The 15,030-nt window shown below is 65.7% G+C and carries 9 protein-coding genes; 8 read left to right on the top strand and 1 reads right to left on the bottom strand.

Annotated elements, in window-relative coordinates; translation table 11 throughout:
* Positions 1–62 precede the first annotated feature (62 nt).
* The 6 genes from LH19_RS04395 to LH19_RS04370 all read left to right on the top strand — a co-directional run bounded on the left by LH19_RS04395 (position 63) and on the right by LH19_RS04370 (position 11,015).
* Positions 63–980 carry a LysR family transcriptional regulator gene (locus LH19_RS04395; protein ID WP_054725107.1) on the top strand — a complete coding sequence of 306 codons (918 nt, stop codon included), beginning with the start codon at positions 63–65 and terminating at the stop codon, positions 978–980.
* A gap of 162 nt (positions 981–1,142) precedes the next feature.
* Positions 1,143–4,148, top strand: coding sequence for a TonB-dependent receptor plug domain-containing protein (locus tag LH19_RS04390; RefSeq protein ID WP_054725105.1), 3,006 nt, complete (start codon positions 1,143–1,145; stop codon positions 4,146–4,148).
* A gap of 91 nt (positions 4,149–4,239) precedes the next feature.
* Complete coding sequence (locus LH19_RS04385) at positions 4,240–5,850, top strand: AbgT family transporter (RefSeq protein WP_145923356.1); 1,611 nt, start codon at positions 4,240–4,242, stop codon at positions 5,848–5,850.
* A gap of 114 nt (positions 5,851–5,964) precedes the next feature.
* Positions 5,965–7,164, top strand: a complete 1,200-nt coding sequence (locus LH19_RS04380; RefSeq protein ID WP_054725101.1) for a M20 aminoacylase family protein — start codon at positions 5,965–5,967, stop codon at positions 7,162–7,164.
* A 16-nt stretch (positions 7,165–7,180) separates the two neighbouring features.
* Positions 7,181–9,607, top strand: a complete 2,427-nt coding sequence (locus LH19_RS04375) for a penicillin acylase family protein (RefSeq protein WP_054725100.1) — start codon at positions 7,181–7,183, stop codon at positions 9,605–9,607.
* A 13-nt stretch (positions 9,608–9,620) separates the two neighbouring features.
* On the top strand, positions 9,621–11,015 hold the full coding sequence (locus LH19_RS04370) for an NAD(P)/FAD-dependent oxidoreductase (RefSeq protein ID WP_234716079.1): 1,395 nt from the start codon (positions 9,621–9,623) through the stop codon (positions 11,013–11,015).
* A 6-nt stretch (positions 11,016–11,021) separates the two neighbouring features.
* Here the strand turns inward: LH19_RS04370 and LH19_RS04365 are convergent, their stop codons facing one another.
* Entirely contained in the window at positions 11,022–13,109 is a 2,088-nt protein-coding gene (locus tag LH19_RS04365) for a S9 family peptidase (protein ID WP_054725096.1), read from the bottom strand.
* Positions 13,110–13,272: 163 nt separating this feature from the next.
* Here LH19_RS04365 and LH19_RS04360 point away from each other — a divergent pair, with 163 nt between their 5' ends.
* Positions 13,273–14,166, top strand: a complete 894-nt coding sequence (locus LH19_RS04360) for a LysR family transcriptional regulator (RefSeq protein WP_234716078.1) — start codon at positions 13,273–13,275, stop codon at positions 14,164–14,166.
* A gap of 165 nt (positions 14,167–14,331) precedes the next feature.
* Positions 14,332–14,961: an HAD family hydrolase gene (locus tag LH19_RS04355; protein ID WP_054725092.1), complete on the top strand. Its 630-nt coding sequence runs from the start codon at positions 14,332–14,334 to the stop codon at positions 14,959–14,961.
* The last annotated feature ends 69 nt before the right edge of the window (positions 14,962–15,030 follow it).

The following is a 15,030-nucleotide window of genomic DNA, read 5'->3' as shown; positions in this document are numbered from 1 at the left end:
GTGCACGGTTCTGGCTATGCCAATGCCGGGACAGTATCAATTGATGCGACGAGTGGAATCAAATGGATATCATGTGGCTCGAGGACTTCATCAAACTCGCGGATGAAGGCAATTTCTCCCGCGCCGCCGAGGCGCGCAACCTGACCCAGCCGGCCTTCAGCCGCCGCATCCGCGCGCTCGAGGACTGGGTCGGCGCGACGCTGGTCGATCGCGATACGCACCGGATCGCCCTGACCGAAGCGGGTCAGGCCTTTCGTATCCTCGCCGAAGAGATATTGCGGCGGCTGACGCTCGGGCGCGATCATGTCCGCGAAATCGGCGGGACGCTGAGCAACGAAATCCGCTTCGCCTCGACGCACGCGCTGTCGACCACCTTTTTCCCGTCCTGGCTCCGTAGCCTCAGCGAGGGCCAGGAAGCCGGAACGATCACGCTGATCGCCGACAATATGGTCGCTTGCGAGCGCTTCATGCTCGAAGGAAAAGCCGATTTCCTCCTGTGCCATCACCATACAGCGGCGGCGCACCGCCTCGATCCGGCCGGTTTTGCGTCGCTCCTCCTTGGACAGGATGTCCTGCTCCCGGTCGCGGCGCCGGCCGGGGACGGATCGCCGGCGCATCGGCTCCCCGGGTCGGGCGACCAGCCGCTCCCCTATCTGGAATTCGAGGACAAGTCGGGCATGGGGCGCATCCTGCAGGCGGCGCAGGTGATCTCCGCAGGTTCGGCGGCGCTGCGCACGGTTTTCCGGTCGCACATGGCGACCGCGCTCCTGTCGATGGCCCGCGACGGCCGCGGGCTGTGCTGGGCGCCGCTCAGCCTTGCCGGCGAAGATCTGGAAAGCGGACGCCTTGTCGCGGCGGGCGATGCGAGCTGGCACGTCCCGATCGAAATCCGCATCTATAAACCGATCGCGCGGCGAAGCCCGAGCGTCGAGGCCTTCTGGACGTCGCTGAAGAATCGGCTGAGGTCGGAAGCCGCCTGAAAGCGCGCGCAACAAAGCTGCGCCAACCCCGCCCGCATCGCACGAATGATTCTATGTCGAACCGGCATTGGGATCGATGACCGCATGTCCATAGACAGGATGGGCCCTTGCACTATCCGGCAAACGAACGGCTTTGGCAGGGGTTCAGGGCGGAGAAAAAACATGATCCAGGGATCGGCAACTGCAGCCGCTTGCGGCAAATTCAGAATTTCCACTTCCATCCTCGCAATCTCCCTTTTCGCGAGTCTGGCGGGCGCAGCGAACGCACAGGACGTCGCCGAACCGGTCGACGAACAGGGCGTTACCGACGGTAACGACATCGTCGTGACGGGGTCGCGCATCGGCCGTCCCGTCCTCGACCTGCCGACCCCGGTCGGCGTCGTTTCGTCGGATACGCTCGAAAACAACAACGCCCAGTTCGACATCGGTCGCGCGCTCGCGCAGCAGCCGTCGATCGGCTTTTCGGGCAGCATGCAGCAGAGCCAGCAGACCGGCGCATCGGGCTCGCGCGGCGAGAATAGCGGCGGCCTTGCCCTCGTCGACCTGCGCAGCCTCGGGTCGAACCGCACGCTGGTGCTCGTCAACGGCAAGCGCCGCGTCGCCGGCGCGACCGACAGCACCGCGATCGATCTCAATTCGATCAACCCCAATCTGATCGAGCGCATCGAAGTGATCACCGGCGGTGCCTCGGCGATCTATGGTTCCGACGCCGTTTCGGGCGTCGTCAACATCATCCTCAAGGATAATTTCGACGGTGTCCGCATCTCGTTCAACGGATCGCAGCCGACGCGCGGCGGCGAAGGGCTGACCTATGGTGCCAGCCTTGTTGCGGGCATGAATTTCAGCGAAGGGCGCGGCAATATCACCATCGCCGGCGACTATGCGAAGGTGAAGGAAATCACGCCGAAACAGGCGGGCATGAAAAATTACGTCGCGATGCTCAATCCGGCCGACACCGGTCCCGATGACGGCATCCCCGACATGATCGTCGTCCCGGGCGGCGAAGCATTGCGCTTCTCCGGCTATGGGGTCGTCGGCTTCAGCAACGACACCGGCGGGCTCGGACGTTTCGTCTTCAACGACGATGGCACCCCCCGGCCCTTCCCGACGCCCAGCCTGACCGACGGCAGCCTGTTCGGCATCTTCGAAAATTGCGGGACCGCCTGTTTCCGTTTCGACGATTCGATCTCGCTCGTCCCGGACATCGAGCGTTACAACCTCAACCTCAGCGCCCATTATGACATCAGCGACAACGTCACAGCCTATTTCGGCGCCGACTATAACAACACGTCGAGCTATGGCCGCGGCCAGCCGGTGATCCGGACGGGGCTGGCGATCAACGTCGCCGAGAACGCCTTCCTCAACGAAGATTTCCGCGACGACCTGCTCGCGGCGGGGGCCACCACGCTGCGGCTCGACCGCCTCTTCACCGACCTTGGCCTGCGTTACAGCCAGGTCGACCGCAACAGCCTGTCGTTCGTCGGCGGCTTGAAGGGCGAATTCGAAACCGGCTTCGCCGACCTTCGCTATGACATCTACGGCACCTATGGCCGCACCAAGGCGAAGTTCATCGGCTACAACCGCCTGGTCGTTCCCAACCTGCTCGCCGCGATCGACGCGGTTGTCGATCCGGCGACCAACGAGATTCGCTGCCGGATGGACGTTCCCGCGCTGCAGCCGGTCGGCTATGTCCGCCCGAACATCCAGGGCGGCGGCACCTGCGCGCCGTTCGATCCCTTCGGTTCGGTCAACAGCTCGCAGGCGGCGCGCGACTTCGTCACCGCGACGACGGTTTCGAACGCCTTCATTCGCCAGACAACGGCCGGTTTCTCGCTCGCCGGCGACAGCGAAAAATTCCTGACCATGCCGGGCGGCGGCGCGATCGGCTTCGCGATCGGTGCAGAGTATCGCAAGGAACGCAACGGCCGCACCACCGATCCGCTGGTCAAGGGCGGTTTCACCAACCAGGCGGCGACGCAGGATTATGAGGGCGGCTATCACGTCACCGAATTCTTCGGCGAGCTCAGCATCCCGATCCTGACCGACATGCCCTTCACCAAGCTGCTGTCGATCGAGGGCGCGGTGCGCCACGCCGACTACAGCCACGCCGGACAAGCGACCTCGTGGAAGGTCGGCGGCATCTGGGAGCCGACCGACGGCCTGCGCCTCCGCGCGACGATCAGCCGCGCCATCCGCGCCCCGAATATCTTCGAAGCCTTCCGCCCCAGCGAAGGGCAAACGACCAACGTAGAAGACCCCTGTTCGCAGACCAATATCGGCGAGAATCCCAACCGCGCCGCCAACTGCGCCGCGCTCGGCCGCCCGGCGGGCTTCGTGCCGCTGAACGGCGGGATCGGGGTGCCCTTCATCGTGTCGGGGAATCAGAATCTGCGCCCCGAAGTGTCGGACAGCTGGACCGCCGGCGTCGTCCTGACCCCGAGCTTCCTGCCGGGCCTGCAAATCTCGGCCGACTGGTTCAACATCCAGATCGACGACGCGATCAGCTTCCTCAGCCCGCAGCAGATCGCCGAAAATTGCGTCGATCGTGCGGGCGGGCCCGATCCGGACCTGTGTTCGCTGATCACCCGCGACATGAACACCGCCAGCCCGAACTATTTCGGCATCACCGGCGGCAACAGCACCTATGTCAACACGTCGAAGCTGGAAACCTCGGGGCTCGACACGCAGATCTTCTATACTCTCCCGGTCGGCAACGGAAAGATCTCGACCAATCTGGCCTTCACCTATCTGCACCGGCTCCGCACCTATACGTTCCAGGCGCGTCCCGATCTCTACACCGTGCTCGAAGGCTTCTACGGCTATCCCAAATATAAGGGCGTCGTCGGGCTGACCTATTCGAACGGCCCGCTGACGCTGGGCTGGCAGGGCCGCTATCAGTCGAGCCAGAGCCTGACCGACATCTCGCCGGGGATCAGCCGCGAACTCATCGCGCCGCGCAAGACGGGTTCGCGCTTCTACAACGATATTTCGGGATCCTACACGCTGCCGATGAACGGGCGGCAGGAAGCGAAATTCTCGTTCGGCGTCAGCAACCTGTTCAACGTCAAGCTGCCGGTGATGGAATCGGTTCAGGTCATCGATCCGTCGGGGGGCGGCTTCGATCAGTTCGGGCCGGTCGTCCGGCTCGGGCTCGAAGTGAACTTCTGATTTCGACCGACAGCAATGAGGCTCGCGTCAGGGACGCGGGCCTCATATTGTTTGCGGACAACAACGCGATACCGGCCCGGCAGGAGGGGCAATGATGACCGCTGAAACGATCCGTCCTGCCCGCCAGAGAGGTTTCCTCGGCTTCGTCGAGCGGGCCGGCAACCTGCTGCCCGACCCGACGATCATCTTCATTTACCTCATCGTCGCTCTGATGCTCGTGTCGGCGCTCGGGGCGGCACTCGGATGGAGCGCGTCGCTGCCCTATTCGGGCAAGACCGCCCCCGCCAACGCCGAACTCGCGAACGGCATGCTCACCTATCGCGCCTCCAGCCTCTTCTCGGCGGAGAATATCGCACGTCTGTTCACCGAGATGCCGAAGACCTATGCGAGCTTCACCCCGCTCGGCATCGTCCTCACCATCATGATGGGCGCCGCGGTCGCCGAACGGTCTGGGATGTTCTTCGCGCTGATCCGCGGTTCGCTCCGCAACACGCCGCGCCGCTACATGACCCCGATCATCGCGGTGGTCGGCATGGTCTCGCACCACGCCGCCGACGCCGCCTATGTCGTGCTGATCCCGATGGCGGCGGTCCTCTTCGCTTCGGTCGGACGCCATCCGCTCGCCGGGATCGCCGCGGCGCTCGCCGCGGTGTCGGGCGGTTATGCAGGGAATATCATGCCCGGCCAGCTCGACGTGCTGCTGTTCGGCTTCACGCAGGAGGCGGCGCGGATCGTCGAGCCCGGCTGGACGATGAACCCGCTCGGCAACTGGTATTTCATCCTCGGCATCGTCGTCTTTTTCACGCCGATCGTCTGGTTCGTCACCGACCGCATCGTCGAACCGCGGCTCGGCACCTGGAACGAGCCGGTCGACGACGAACTGCGCGCCGATCTGGAAAAGGGCGAGCTCAGCGACGACGAGCGGCGCGGGCTGCGTCACGCGGGGGTCGCGGCCTTGTTCGTCGTGGCCCTGTTCGCCGCGCTCTGCCTGTGGCCCGGCTATACCCCCTTCATCGACCAGAGCGCCGAAGGCCCGATCCGGCTGCAGCCGCTCTATGGCTCGATCATCGCCGCGCTGTTCCTGCTGTTTCTGCTGACCGGCGCGGTGTTCGGGCGCGCTGTCGGAACGGTCAAAAACTCCAACGACATCATCGCCATGATGCGCGAGGGCGTGAAGACGATCGCGCCCTATCTGGTCTTCGTTTTCTTCGCGGCGCATTTCGTCGCGATGTTCAACTGGTCGGGCATCGGGCCGATCGTCGCGATCAGCGGCGCCGAAAAGCTGCAGGGGATGGGCCTGCCCGCGCCGCTGCTGCTGGTCTGTGTGCTGCTGCTCTCGTCGCTGCTCGACCTGTTCATCGGCTCGGCGACGGCGAAGTGGAGCGTGCTGTCGTCGGTGGTCGTGCCGATGTTCATGCTGCTGGGCATCAGCCCCGAAATGACGACCGCCGCCTATCGCATGGGCGACAGCTATACCAACATCATGACGCCGCTGATGAGTTATTTCCCGCTTGTCCTCGTCTTCTGCCAGCGCTGGGACAAATCGATGGGCGTGGGATCGCTGCTTGCGCTGATGCTGCCCTATGCGCTCTGCTTCATGGCAACGGGGATTCTGATGGTGGTAGCATGGGTCGGGCTCGACCTGCCGCTCGGCCCGCACGCCGGGGTCTTCTATCAGGTGGCGGCGCACGCCGCGCCTTGAAGGAAGTGACGATGGATTTTGCCGCCGAACATGCAACGATGCCCAATCGGCATTTGGGTCCGCAGCAGCCCGCGCCTAGCCTGATTTCGCCGCTGCGCCAGGAGGTGGTTCCCCATGTCCGTTGACCTGACATCACTCGAAGCCGACATGACCGCCTGGCGCCGGCATATCCACCGGCATCCCGAACTCGGCTTTCACGAACAGGGCACCGTCCGCTTCATCCTCGACCTGCTCGAAGAATTCGGGGTCGACGAAGTCCACACCGGGATCGGCGGCACCGGCATCGTCGCAACGATCCGCGCCGGAGCATCCGAGCGCGCCATCGGTATCCGCGCCGACATCGATGCACTGCCGATGACCGAGCTCGCCGAGTCCGATCACAAAAGCTGCACGCCCGGCGTCATGCACGCCTGCGGCCACGACGGCCATACGACGATGCTGCTCGGCGCCGCCAAGCATCTGGCGGCGACACGCAATTTCGACGGCGCGGTGCACCTGATCTTCCAGCCCGCCGAGGAATCGCTCGGCTATCAGGGGCCGGGCGGCGACCCCGACGGCGGCGCGAGCGCGATGATCCGCGACGGACTGTTCGAGCGCTTTCCGATGGAGGCGATCTTCGGCGTCCACAACCGCCCCGGCATCGCGGCCGGCAAGCTCGCCGGGCGCGCGGGCGCGCTCTATGCCGCCGCCGACAAGTTCGAGATAGTCGTATCGGGCAAGGGCGGCCACGCCGCGCGCCCGCACCTCACCATCGATCCGGTCCTCGTCGCAGCGCAGATCGTCATCGCGGTGCAGAGCATCGTCGCGCGCAACACCGACCCGATGGACGCCGCGGTGGTGTCGATCTGCAAGGTCGAGGCCGGCACGGCGTTCAACATCATCGCCGACGAAGCGCGGATGGGCGGCACGGTGCGCACGCTATCGCGTGCCAGCCAGGATGCGGTCGAAAAGCGGCTGCGCGAGATCGTCACCGGGGTCGCGACCTCGTTCGGCGCCACCGCCGAACTCCATTACGAGCGCGGCTACCCTTCCCTGCACAACCCGGCCGACCTCTATGCGAAGGTGCGCGAGGTCGCGATCGGCGTCGTCGGCCCGGAGCGCTTCGTCGACCTCGACATTGTTCCCGGCATGGGGGGCGAGGATTTCGCGCGCTATCTCGATGTCGTGCCCGGCTGCTTCCTGCTGCTCGGCAACGGCGACGAGGGGCCGGGATCGGTGATGCTCCACAATTCGCACTATGCCTATGACGACAGCATTTCGCCGACCGGCGCGGCGCTGTGGGTCGCACTGGCCGAGGCATTCCTGCCCAAATAACCGGGAGACGATTTTGATGCGCCGTTCGACTGCCGCCCTGCTCCTTGGATCCGCCACGCTCCTGATCGCGTCGGTGCCGACCGCACAGGCGCAGGAGAAGGTCAAAATTTCGCGCGACGGTTTCGGCGTGCCGCATGTCGAGGCCGAAACCTCGGACGCCGTGATGTTCGGCGCGGGCTATGCGATCGCGCATGACCGGCTCGCCGCAATGGAACTGGCGCGGCACAACACCCAAGGGCGCCGCGCCGAACTGGTGGGCGCCGCGGCGCTCGACACCGACAAGGTCATGCGCGGCCGCAAGCTGTCCGATGCCGTGCTGATGCAGCGCTATAGCGCCCTCGCACCCGAGCATCGCAAGATGATCCGCGCGATGGTCGACGGGATCAACAAGCGCATCGACGAAGTGAACGCCGACCCCGAACATCTGACCCCGCTCGAGTTCGTCCGCTGGGGGATCAAGCCGACGCGCTGGAGCCTTGCCGAATATCTGGCGCTGATCACCGCCGCGCCGCTCGGCCGCGACACCTATGAAATCCGCAATCTCGAATTTCTGAAGGCGATGACCGACCGCTATGGCGCCGAAAAGGCCTGGCAGATTTTCAACGACGTCGTCCCGATCTCCGACCCCGATTCCCCGACGACGATCCCCGCTGGCGACGATCTGGCCCCGGCGCGCCCGGTCCCCACCCCCGTCCCCGCACCTGTCCAGCTGCCGGGCGGCGGCGTCGCAGCGGCCGCCGCACAAGCGGCGCCGACCGAGCCGGTAAAGGGCATGAGCCGCTGCATGGTCATCGGTCCGCAAAAGTCGGCCAGCGGCAATGTGCTGATGCTGGAAGCGACCGCCGACGGCCCCGAAATCCACCTGAAGGGCGGCGGCTTCGACAATGCCGGCTTCGGATCGACCGGCTGGGGCGTGCCGACGATGGGGCGTGGCGCGCAGCATGGCTGGCTGCTCGTATCGGGCAGCAGCGAAGCGGGAACGACCTTCGCCGAGAAGCTGAACCCGAAGAATCGCTACGAATATTGGTACAAGGGCGCGTGGAAAAAGATGGAGCACCGCACCGAGACCTTCCGGGTCAAGGATGCAGCGCCCGTCACCCACGAGGTCGCATGGACGATCCACGGCCCGGTCATCGCATGGGATGCCGACAACGGCACCGCCTATTCGCAGCAGATGGGCGTACACGGCCGCGAACTCGACACATGGGTCGCCTTTGCCGAGATGGGCCGCGCCAAGAACCTCGCCGAATTTCGCGAAAAGGGTGTCGACCGGCTCGGCTGGAATCTGGGCGCCTGTTACGGCGGCGAGGATGGCACGATCGCCTATTTCGAGGCGGGCGCGCTGCCCAAGAAGGCGGCCGGGGTCGACCCGCGTCTGCCCACCCCCGGCACCGGCGAATATGAATGGTCCGGCTTTCTGACCCCCGCCGAAAAGCCGCACATGATCAATCCGAAGCAGCAATATTTCATGTCGTGGAACAGCAAGGCGACGGGCTGGTCGCAGGAAGGCGACAACGCCCGGATCGGCGCGACCTTCCGCACCTGGCTCGGCGACCGGCTGGCGAAGAATGGCCAGTCGCTGACCCTGCTCGACATGCGCGAGTTCAACGGCAAGATCTTCAACGCGCTCGGTGCGGTCGACCGCAATCAGGCGGCGCCCGATTTCTTCGCCCCCTATATCCGGAAAGCCATCGAGGCGAGCGACGATCCCGAGGTCAAACGCGCCGGCGAATATATGCTGAGCTTCAACGGCCTGTATCAGGATCGTGACGGCGACCAGAAATACGACAATCCGGGCCTGACGCTCTATCGTAGCTGGCTGCAGGTCGCGCCGAAGATCATATTCGGCGACGATATGGGCGACTGGTGGAAGACGATCGATGCCGATCGCTATCTGACCTATCAATCGAGCCTGCTGCTGCGCGCCTTTCAGGGCGATGCTGCCGGAGCGCCGCTGGCGGTCGACTATTTCGGCGGCCGCGACCGCACCGCGGTGATGATCGACACGATCAAGGCAACACTCGCCGAGGTCAAATCGCGCTTCCCCGGCAAGGATATGGCCGAGTGGAAGCAGCCGATCTTCTGGAAATATTTCGACGCCTCGCTCGAAACCCCCGACCGGCCGCAAATGGCCGAAGATGCGCCCGAACGCCGCCTGTCGGCAGTGCTCGGGCTCGGCCCGACGATGGCGCCGCACAACGGCGGCGAAAGCTGGGTCGGGCTGATGGAAATCGGGCGCGACCGGCGCGCGCTCTATTCGGTCGTCGATGCGGGCGGGCAGAATCTGTTCATCGACCCCAAGGGCAAGGGCAATCCGAACCTTGCCGACCAGACGCTGATGCACGAAACCAACGAGCTCAAGAAGATCACGCTGGTCCCCGACGAGATCCGCAAGACCGCGGCGTCGAGCATGACGCTCGAATACCGGCCGCCGGTCCGGTAACGGCGCCGGGGTGGTGACCGCGGCCGTCTCCCCCGCCGACATCGGCAGTTACTGGCTTGCCAGTTGCGGTGACGACCTGACCCCGCGCGCCGCGCTGACGGGCGACGAAAGCGTCGATATTGCCATATTGGGCGGCGGCTTCTCGGGCCTATGGACCGCCTGGTTCCTCCTCCAGAGCAATCCCGGCCTTTCGATCACCATCGTCGAACGGCAATTTTGCGGCTTCGGCGCATCGGGCCGCAACGGCGGCTGGTGTTCGCCGCGCTTTCCGATCAACCCGTCGGCGCTCATCGGGCGTTTCGGGGTCGCGACCACCCGCGCCATCCTGCTGGCGCAGCAAGCGATGGTGGACGAGGTCGGCCGGATTTGCGCAGAAGAAGGCATCGACGCGCATTTCAACCCGGCGGGTGTCCTGACCCTCGCGCGCAGCGCGGCGCAATTGCCCGCATTGCAGAAATCCTTCGCCGCCTATGGCAAGCTCGGCATGGAGGACGGCTGCGAGCTGCTCGATGCGGCGCAGGCCGCAGCGCTGGTGCACGCGACCCATGTCCACGGCGGGATGCGCCTCGACGCCGGCGGGACGATCCACCCCGGCCGCCTCGTGCGCGGCCTTGCGCGCGCCGTCGAGCGGCGCGGCGCGCGCATCTATGAAGGGACCGATGTGCTGCGCGTCGAAGACGGCGCCCGGCCCGCGCTCGTCACCGCCGGCGGAACGCTCCGCGCGCGGCGCGCGATCCTGCTCGCGGGCGAGGCCTATCTGACCGGCCTCCCCGATTATCGCCGCCGGCTGATCCCGATGGCCTCGACGATCATGCTCACCGCGCCGCTCAGCGCCGGACAATGGGACGAAATCGGCTGGTCGGGCGGCGAATGCCTCAGTTCCTATGTGAATACGACCAACTATCTGACCCGAACCGCCGACGGGCGCATATTGTTCGGCAGCCGCGGCGCCCCCTATCGCTATGGATCGGACATGTCCGAGGCCGCGCTGCGCGACAATGCGAATTTCGACTGGATTCGCGACCGGCTGGTCGAGTGGTGGCCGCTGCTCGCGGACGTCGACTTCACGCATCGCTGGGCGGGTTATCTGGGCATATCGCGCGACTGGCTGCCGACCGTCCATTTCGATCCGGCGCGCCGGATCGGCTACAGCTATGGCTATACCGGCCACGGCGTCATCACGAGTGCGATCTGCGCCCGCGCCCTCGCCGGGCTTGTCCTCGGCCAGAAGCCGGGCGCGAACGCACCCTATATCCGCGCGCAAGCGCCGAACTGGGAGCGCGAACCGTTGCGCTGGGCGGGCATCCGTTATGTCCAGAACGCCTTCCTGCGCATGGACCTTGCCGAGGCGGCCGGACGGCGGCCGCCACTCGACGCGGGCCTCGCGCAATATCTGGGCGAACCCTGAGCCGGACTATTGCCCGGCGACCGCCGCGCTGCCCGAGTCCTTGAACGCCTGCTCCAGCCCCGGGACCAGCGCGGCGCCGGCCTTCAGCTCGACCCGCGAGCCGGCGAGATCGTTGCCATAGGGTTCGGCCGGCCCGCCGAGGCATTGCGAGAGAAAATGTTCGGCGATCGCCGCGAAGGAGATGTTGGTCGCGTCCTTCGCATAGACATGTCCTTCGTCGGGGTAGAAGGCATAGGTCACCGGCTTGCCGCGCGCCTTCAGCGCATCGACGATCTCCTGCGACTGGTCGGGGAAGATGCGCGGATCGTTGGCGCCGTTGGTGACGAGCAGCGGCTTGACGATCGCATCGACGCGCGCGATCGGCGAGCGGCGCATCAGGTCGGCGGCGCCTTCCTTCGTACCCGGATCGCCGACCCGGTTGACGAATTGCGGCCGCTGCCAGGTCCACCAGTCGGGCATTGCGCCGATCAGCCGGGTGAGGTTGCTCGGTCCTGCCAGATCGACCCCGCACTGGAAGCGGTCGGGCGTGAAGCTCAGCGAGACGAGCGTCGAATAACCGCCGTAAGAGAGCCCCATCACCGCCACCTTGTCCTTCGCGGTCACGCCCTTGTCGATCGCCCATTGCACCGCGTCGAGCAGGTCGTCGTGCATCGTTTCCGACCATTTCCGGTCGCCCTTCGACATGAAATCGCTGCCGAAACCGCCCGAACCGCGAAAGTTCACCGACAGCACGGCATAGCCGCGGTCGGCGAGCCAGGCGTGCTGCGGATCGAACGCCAGATCGTCGCGCAGCCAGGGCCCGCCATGGACGAGCAGCACGAGCGGCACCGGTGCCGTGGGCATGCCGTCCGCGCCCGGTTTCGCATCTGCCGGAAGCGTCAGATAGCTCGGCAGGGTCAGCCCGTCGCGCGATGCGATAGTGACCGGAATGCGGCGCGCGAGTGCGCGCTGCTCAAGGTCGGGCCGGGTCGACAGCAGCGGCACCAGCGCCCGGTCCTTGCGGTTCCACCAGCTATAGCGGTCGGGGCGGTTCGGTACCGTTTCGAGGAGCAGCCAGCGCGCATTGTCGGGCGTCTGCCCGACGATCTTGAACGGTCCTGCGGCGGCGGCCTCGAGCGCCGCGAACTCGGCGCGCGCACTGTCCGCGCGGACGGTCCATTCGCTCACCAGCGGATCTTCGCGCGTCGCGAGCAACGCGCCGCTTTCCTCGTCGAGCAGCGGATCGACGATATCGGCGCGCGCGGCAGCGGCGAGCGACGTCTTCTTACCGGTCGCGAGGTCGATCGAGACGAGGCCCGCCTTGTCGCCGTCGCGGCTATCGAGCATCGTCATTTTCCCCTCGGCATCGAGCCCCAGCACTTTGGAATTGCGGAGAGAGGCGAGCGGGATCGTCATGAATTCCTGCGGTCCGGCCGGGTCGAGGCGGAAATAGGTCGATGATCCGTCGGGATTGCCGCGCACGCCCAGACGGATGTTGAAATCGGGATCGGCGACGACGTCGATATAATTGGGTGCGTTGCGGAACACCTCGGTGCGCGCGCCGGTCGCGAGGTCGATCCGATAAATGTCGCGATAGCGGCGGTCGCGGATGTTCATGCCGACGAGGATTTCGCCCGGGCGGCGTTTCGAAACCTTGACGATCTTCGTCTGCACGGCGGGATCGGCGGTGGCGTTGATGACCGTCCCCTTCTCGAGATTGGCGATCCAGAGCTGGCTATGCTCTTCGCCGCCGACATCCTTGAAGATCAGGATGAAACGCCCGTCGGCGCTCCACTGGAAGCCGTCGGGCGGCCGGTTGTCGAACCGCGTCACGGGGGTCGCCGACGCGAGATCGTCAACCGGCGCGACCCAGACGTTGAGCACCCCGTCGAGCGGGTGGAGAAAAGCCAGTTGCTTGCCATCGGGACTGATCTGCAGTTCCGAATAGGTCGGCGAAGCGAACAGCAAGTCGCGCGGGACGAGCGTTTCGGGCTGTACCGAACGGGCGAAGGCTGAAGATGACAATCCGACGCCGGCCCCGCCACCGAAGGCCGCAACCGCCAGCGCGGCGGCACAGGCGCTGTCACGAAAAAGCCGCCCAACCCCGAGACCCATATCGCACGCTCCCCGAAACATCCTTTGATCAAGCGCAGATTGCCGGGCGAACCGCAACAGGACCAATGCGCAATATGGATCAATCCATGCACGCCACGGAGGGTGGCCGATCGCGCGCAATATATTAGAAGCGTCCGGGCGTCCGGAGGGCTGAACGATGGAAATGGCATGGCTTGAAGATTTCGGCGCGCTGATCCGCGCGGGAAATTTCTCGCGCGCCGCGGCGGCACGCCATGTCACCCAGCCAGCTTTCAGCCGCCGCATCCGCGCCCTCGAGGATTGGCTAGGCGTCGACCTCGTCGACCGCGCGACCCACCAGATGGTCCTCACCCCCGCCGGCAAACGCTTCGCCGTCATCGCCGAAACGGTCTTGCGCGATATCGAGCACGGCCGGCGCGAGGTGCAGGAGATTGCGGGAACGTCGGCATCGACGGTGAAGATCCTCGTTACCCACGCGCTGGCGCTGACCTTCTTCCCGCAATGGCTCGCGACGCTGCAGTCGATGACCGACACCGCCATTCCGATCCAGCTCACCGCCGACAATATGGGCGCGTCCGAACAGATCATGCTGAACGGAAAGGCGCATTTCTCGCTTTGCTATTTCCATCCCGGCGCCGTGTCGGTGCTCGATGGGGCGGGCTTTCAATCGATCGCGCTCGGCACCGATGCGCTGGTGCCGGTGAGCGCGCCGCGCGAAGTAGACGGGAACCCGCTCCACGCCCTGACCGAGGATGCCGGTGCCCCGGTCAAATGGCTCGCCTATGGCGCGGATTCGGGCATGGACCGGATCATATCGGCCATGCTCGGAACAAACGCGGCGCCGGCCAGCCTGACGCCGGTGTTCACCTCGCACACCCTTGTCCTCGCACGCATGGCCAGGGACGGGCGGGGGCTGGCGTGGTTGCCGCTGAGCATCGTCGAGGACGATCTGGCGCAGGGCTTGCTGGTCCGCGCGGGCGACACGCAATGGGACATTCCGGTCGACATCCGGCTCTATCGTCCGCGCGGCCGGCAATCGCCATCGGCCGAAGCCTTCTGGAAACTGGCCTCGGCCTGAGCGAAAGGGCGCATCCGAGCGGGGAACGAACGGCCATGCTTACACCGCGGCATGAAACTATCAGCAACAGGCATTGGCGACCGGGAACGAGGCCCTGTTAATCGCAACCGACTTCAACGCAGGACCGGACGTCGCATCCGGGCCGCAAGAACCTGGACCCTCGCCATGAAACCGGCCGCCCCCGTCGAAGCCGTGCTCTTCGACCTCCTTACCGCACTCCTCGACTCCTGGTCGGTCTGGAATCACGCCGCCGGATCGGCGGCCGACGGACTGCGCTGGCGCCGCGCCTATCTGAGGCTGACCTATGGCTGCGGGAGCTATCGCCCCTATGAAGACCTTGTCCGCGAAGCAGCAGCCGAGGCGGGCGTCGCTGCATCGGCGGCCGAGGCATTGACCGCGGGCTGGGACATGCTCCGGCCTTGGCCCGAGGTACCGCGCGTGCTCGGCGATCTCGCCGCTCGCGGTGTGCGCCTCGGCGTCGTCACCAACTGTTCGGTCACCCTCGGCCGGCAGGCCGCGGAGCAGGTCGGCGTTCCCTTTTCAGTGGTCATGACCTCCGAAGAGGCCGGCTGTTACAAACCGCATCCGCAGGCGTACCGCGCCGCGCTCGACCGGCTCGGCGCGGACCCCGAACGGACGCTGTTCGTCGCGGGCTCGCCTGCGGACATCCCGGGTGCGGCCGGGGTCGGCATGTCCGTTTTCTGGCACAACCGGGCCGGGCTGCCGTTCGTCGCCGACACGGCGCGTCCGCTGCTTATTGCCGACACGCTCGACCCGCTGGTAACGCTGGCGTGAGGAATCCGACTGCAATGTTCGAAGGATTATACACCCCGCGCCTGCTGCTCGATGCGGACCGGCTGGAAC

This window comes from Sphingopyxis macrogoltabida (assembly GCF_001314325.1).
GTDB lineage: Bacteria > Pseudomonadota > Alphaproteobacteria > Sphingomonadales > Sphingomonadaceae > Sphingopyxis > Sphingopyxis macrogoltabida.
The sequence above is the reverse complement of the archived record's forward strand: the minus strand, read 5'-3'. Positions and strand labels throughout refer to the sequence as shown.

Coding starts and splice junctions, on each gene's coding strand:
- LH19_RS04380 (WP_054725101.1), top strand. CDS start 5,965: ATGTCCGTTGACCTGACATCACTCGAAGCCGACATGACCGCCTGGCGC.
- LH19_RS04355 (WP_054725092.1), top strand. CDS start 14,332: ATGAAACCGGCCGCCCCCGTCGAAGCCGTGCTCTTCGACCTCCTTACC.
- LH19_RS04360 (WP_234716078.1), top strand. CDS start 13,273: ATGGCATGGCTTGAAGATTTCGGCGCGCTGATCCGCGCGGGAAATTTC.
- LH19_RS04390 (WP_054725105.1), top strand. CDS start 1,143: ATGATCCAGGGATCGGCAACTGCAGCCGCTTGCGGCAAATTCAGAATT.
- LH19_RS04375 (WP_054725100.1), top strand. CDS start 7,181: ATGCGCCGTTCGACTGCCGCCCTGCTCCTTGGATCCGCCACGCTCCTG.
- LH19_RS04395 (WP_054725107.1), top strand. CDS start 63: ATGGATATCATGTGGCTCGAGGACTTCATCAAACTCGCGGATGAAGGC.
- LH19_RS04365 (WP_054725096.1), bottom strand. CDS start 13,109: ATGGGTCTCGGGGTTGGGCGGCTTTTTCGTGACAGCGCCTGTGCCGCC.
- LH19_RS04385 (WP_145923356.1), top strand. CDS start 4,240: ATGATGACCGCTGAAACGATCCGTCCTGCCCGCCAGAGAGGTTTCCTC.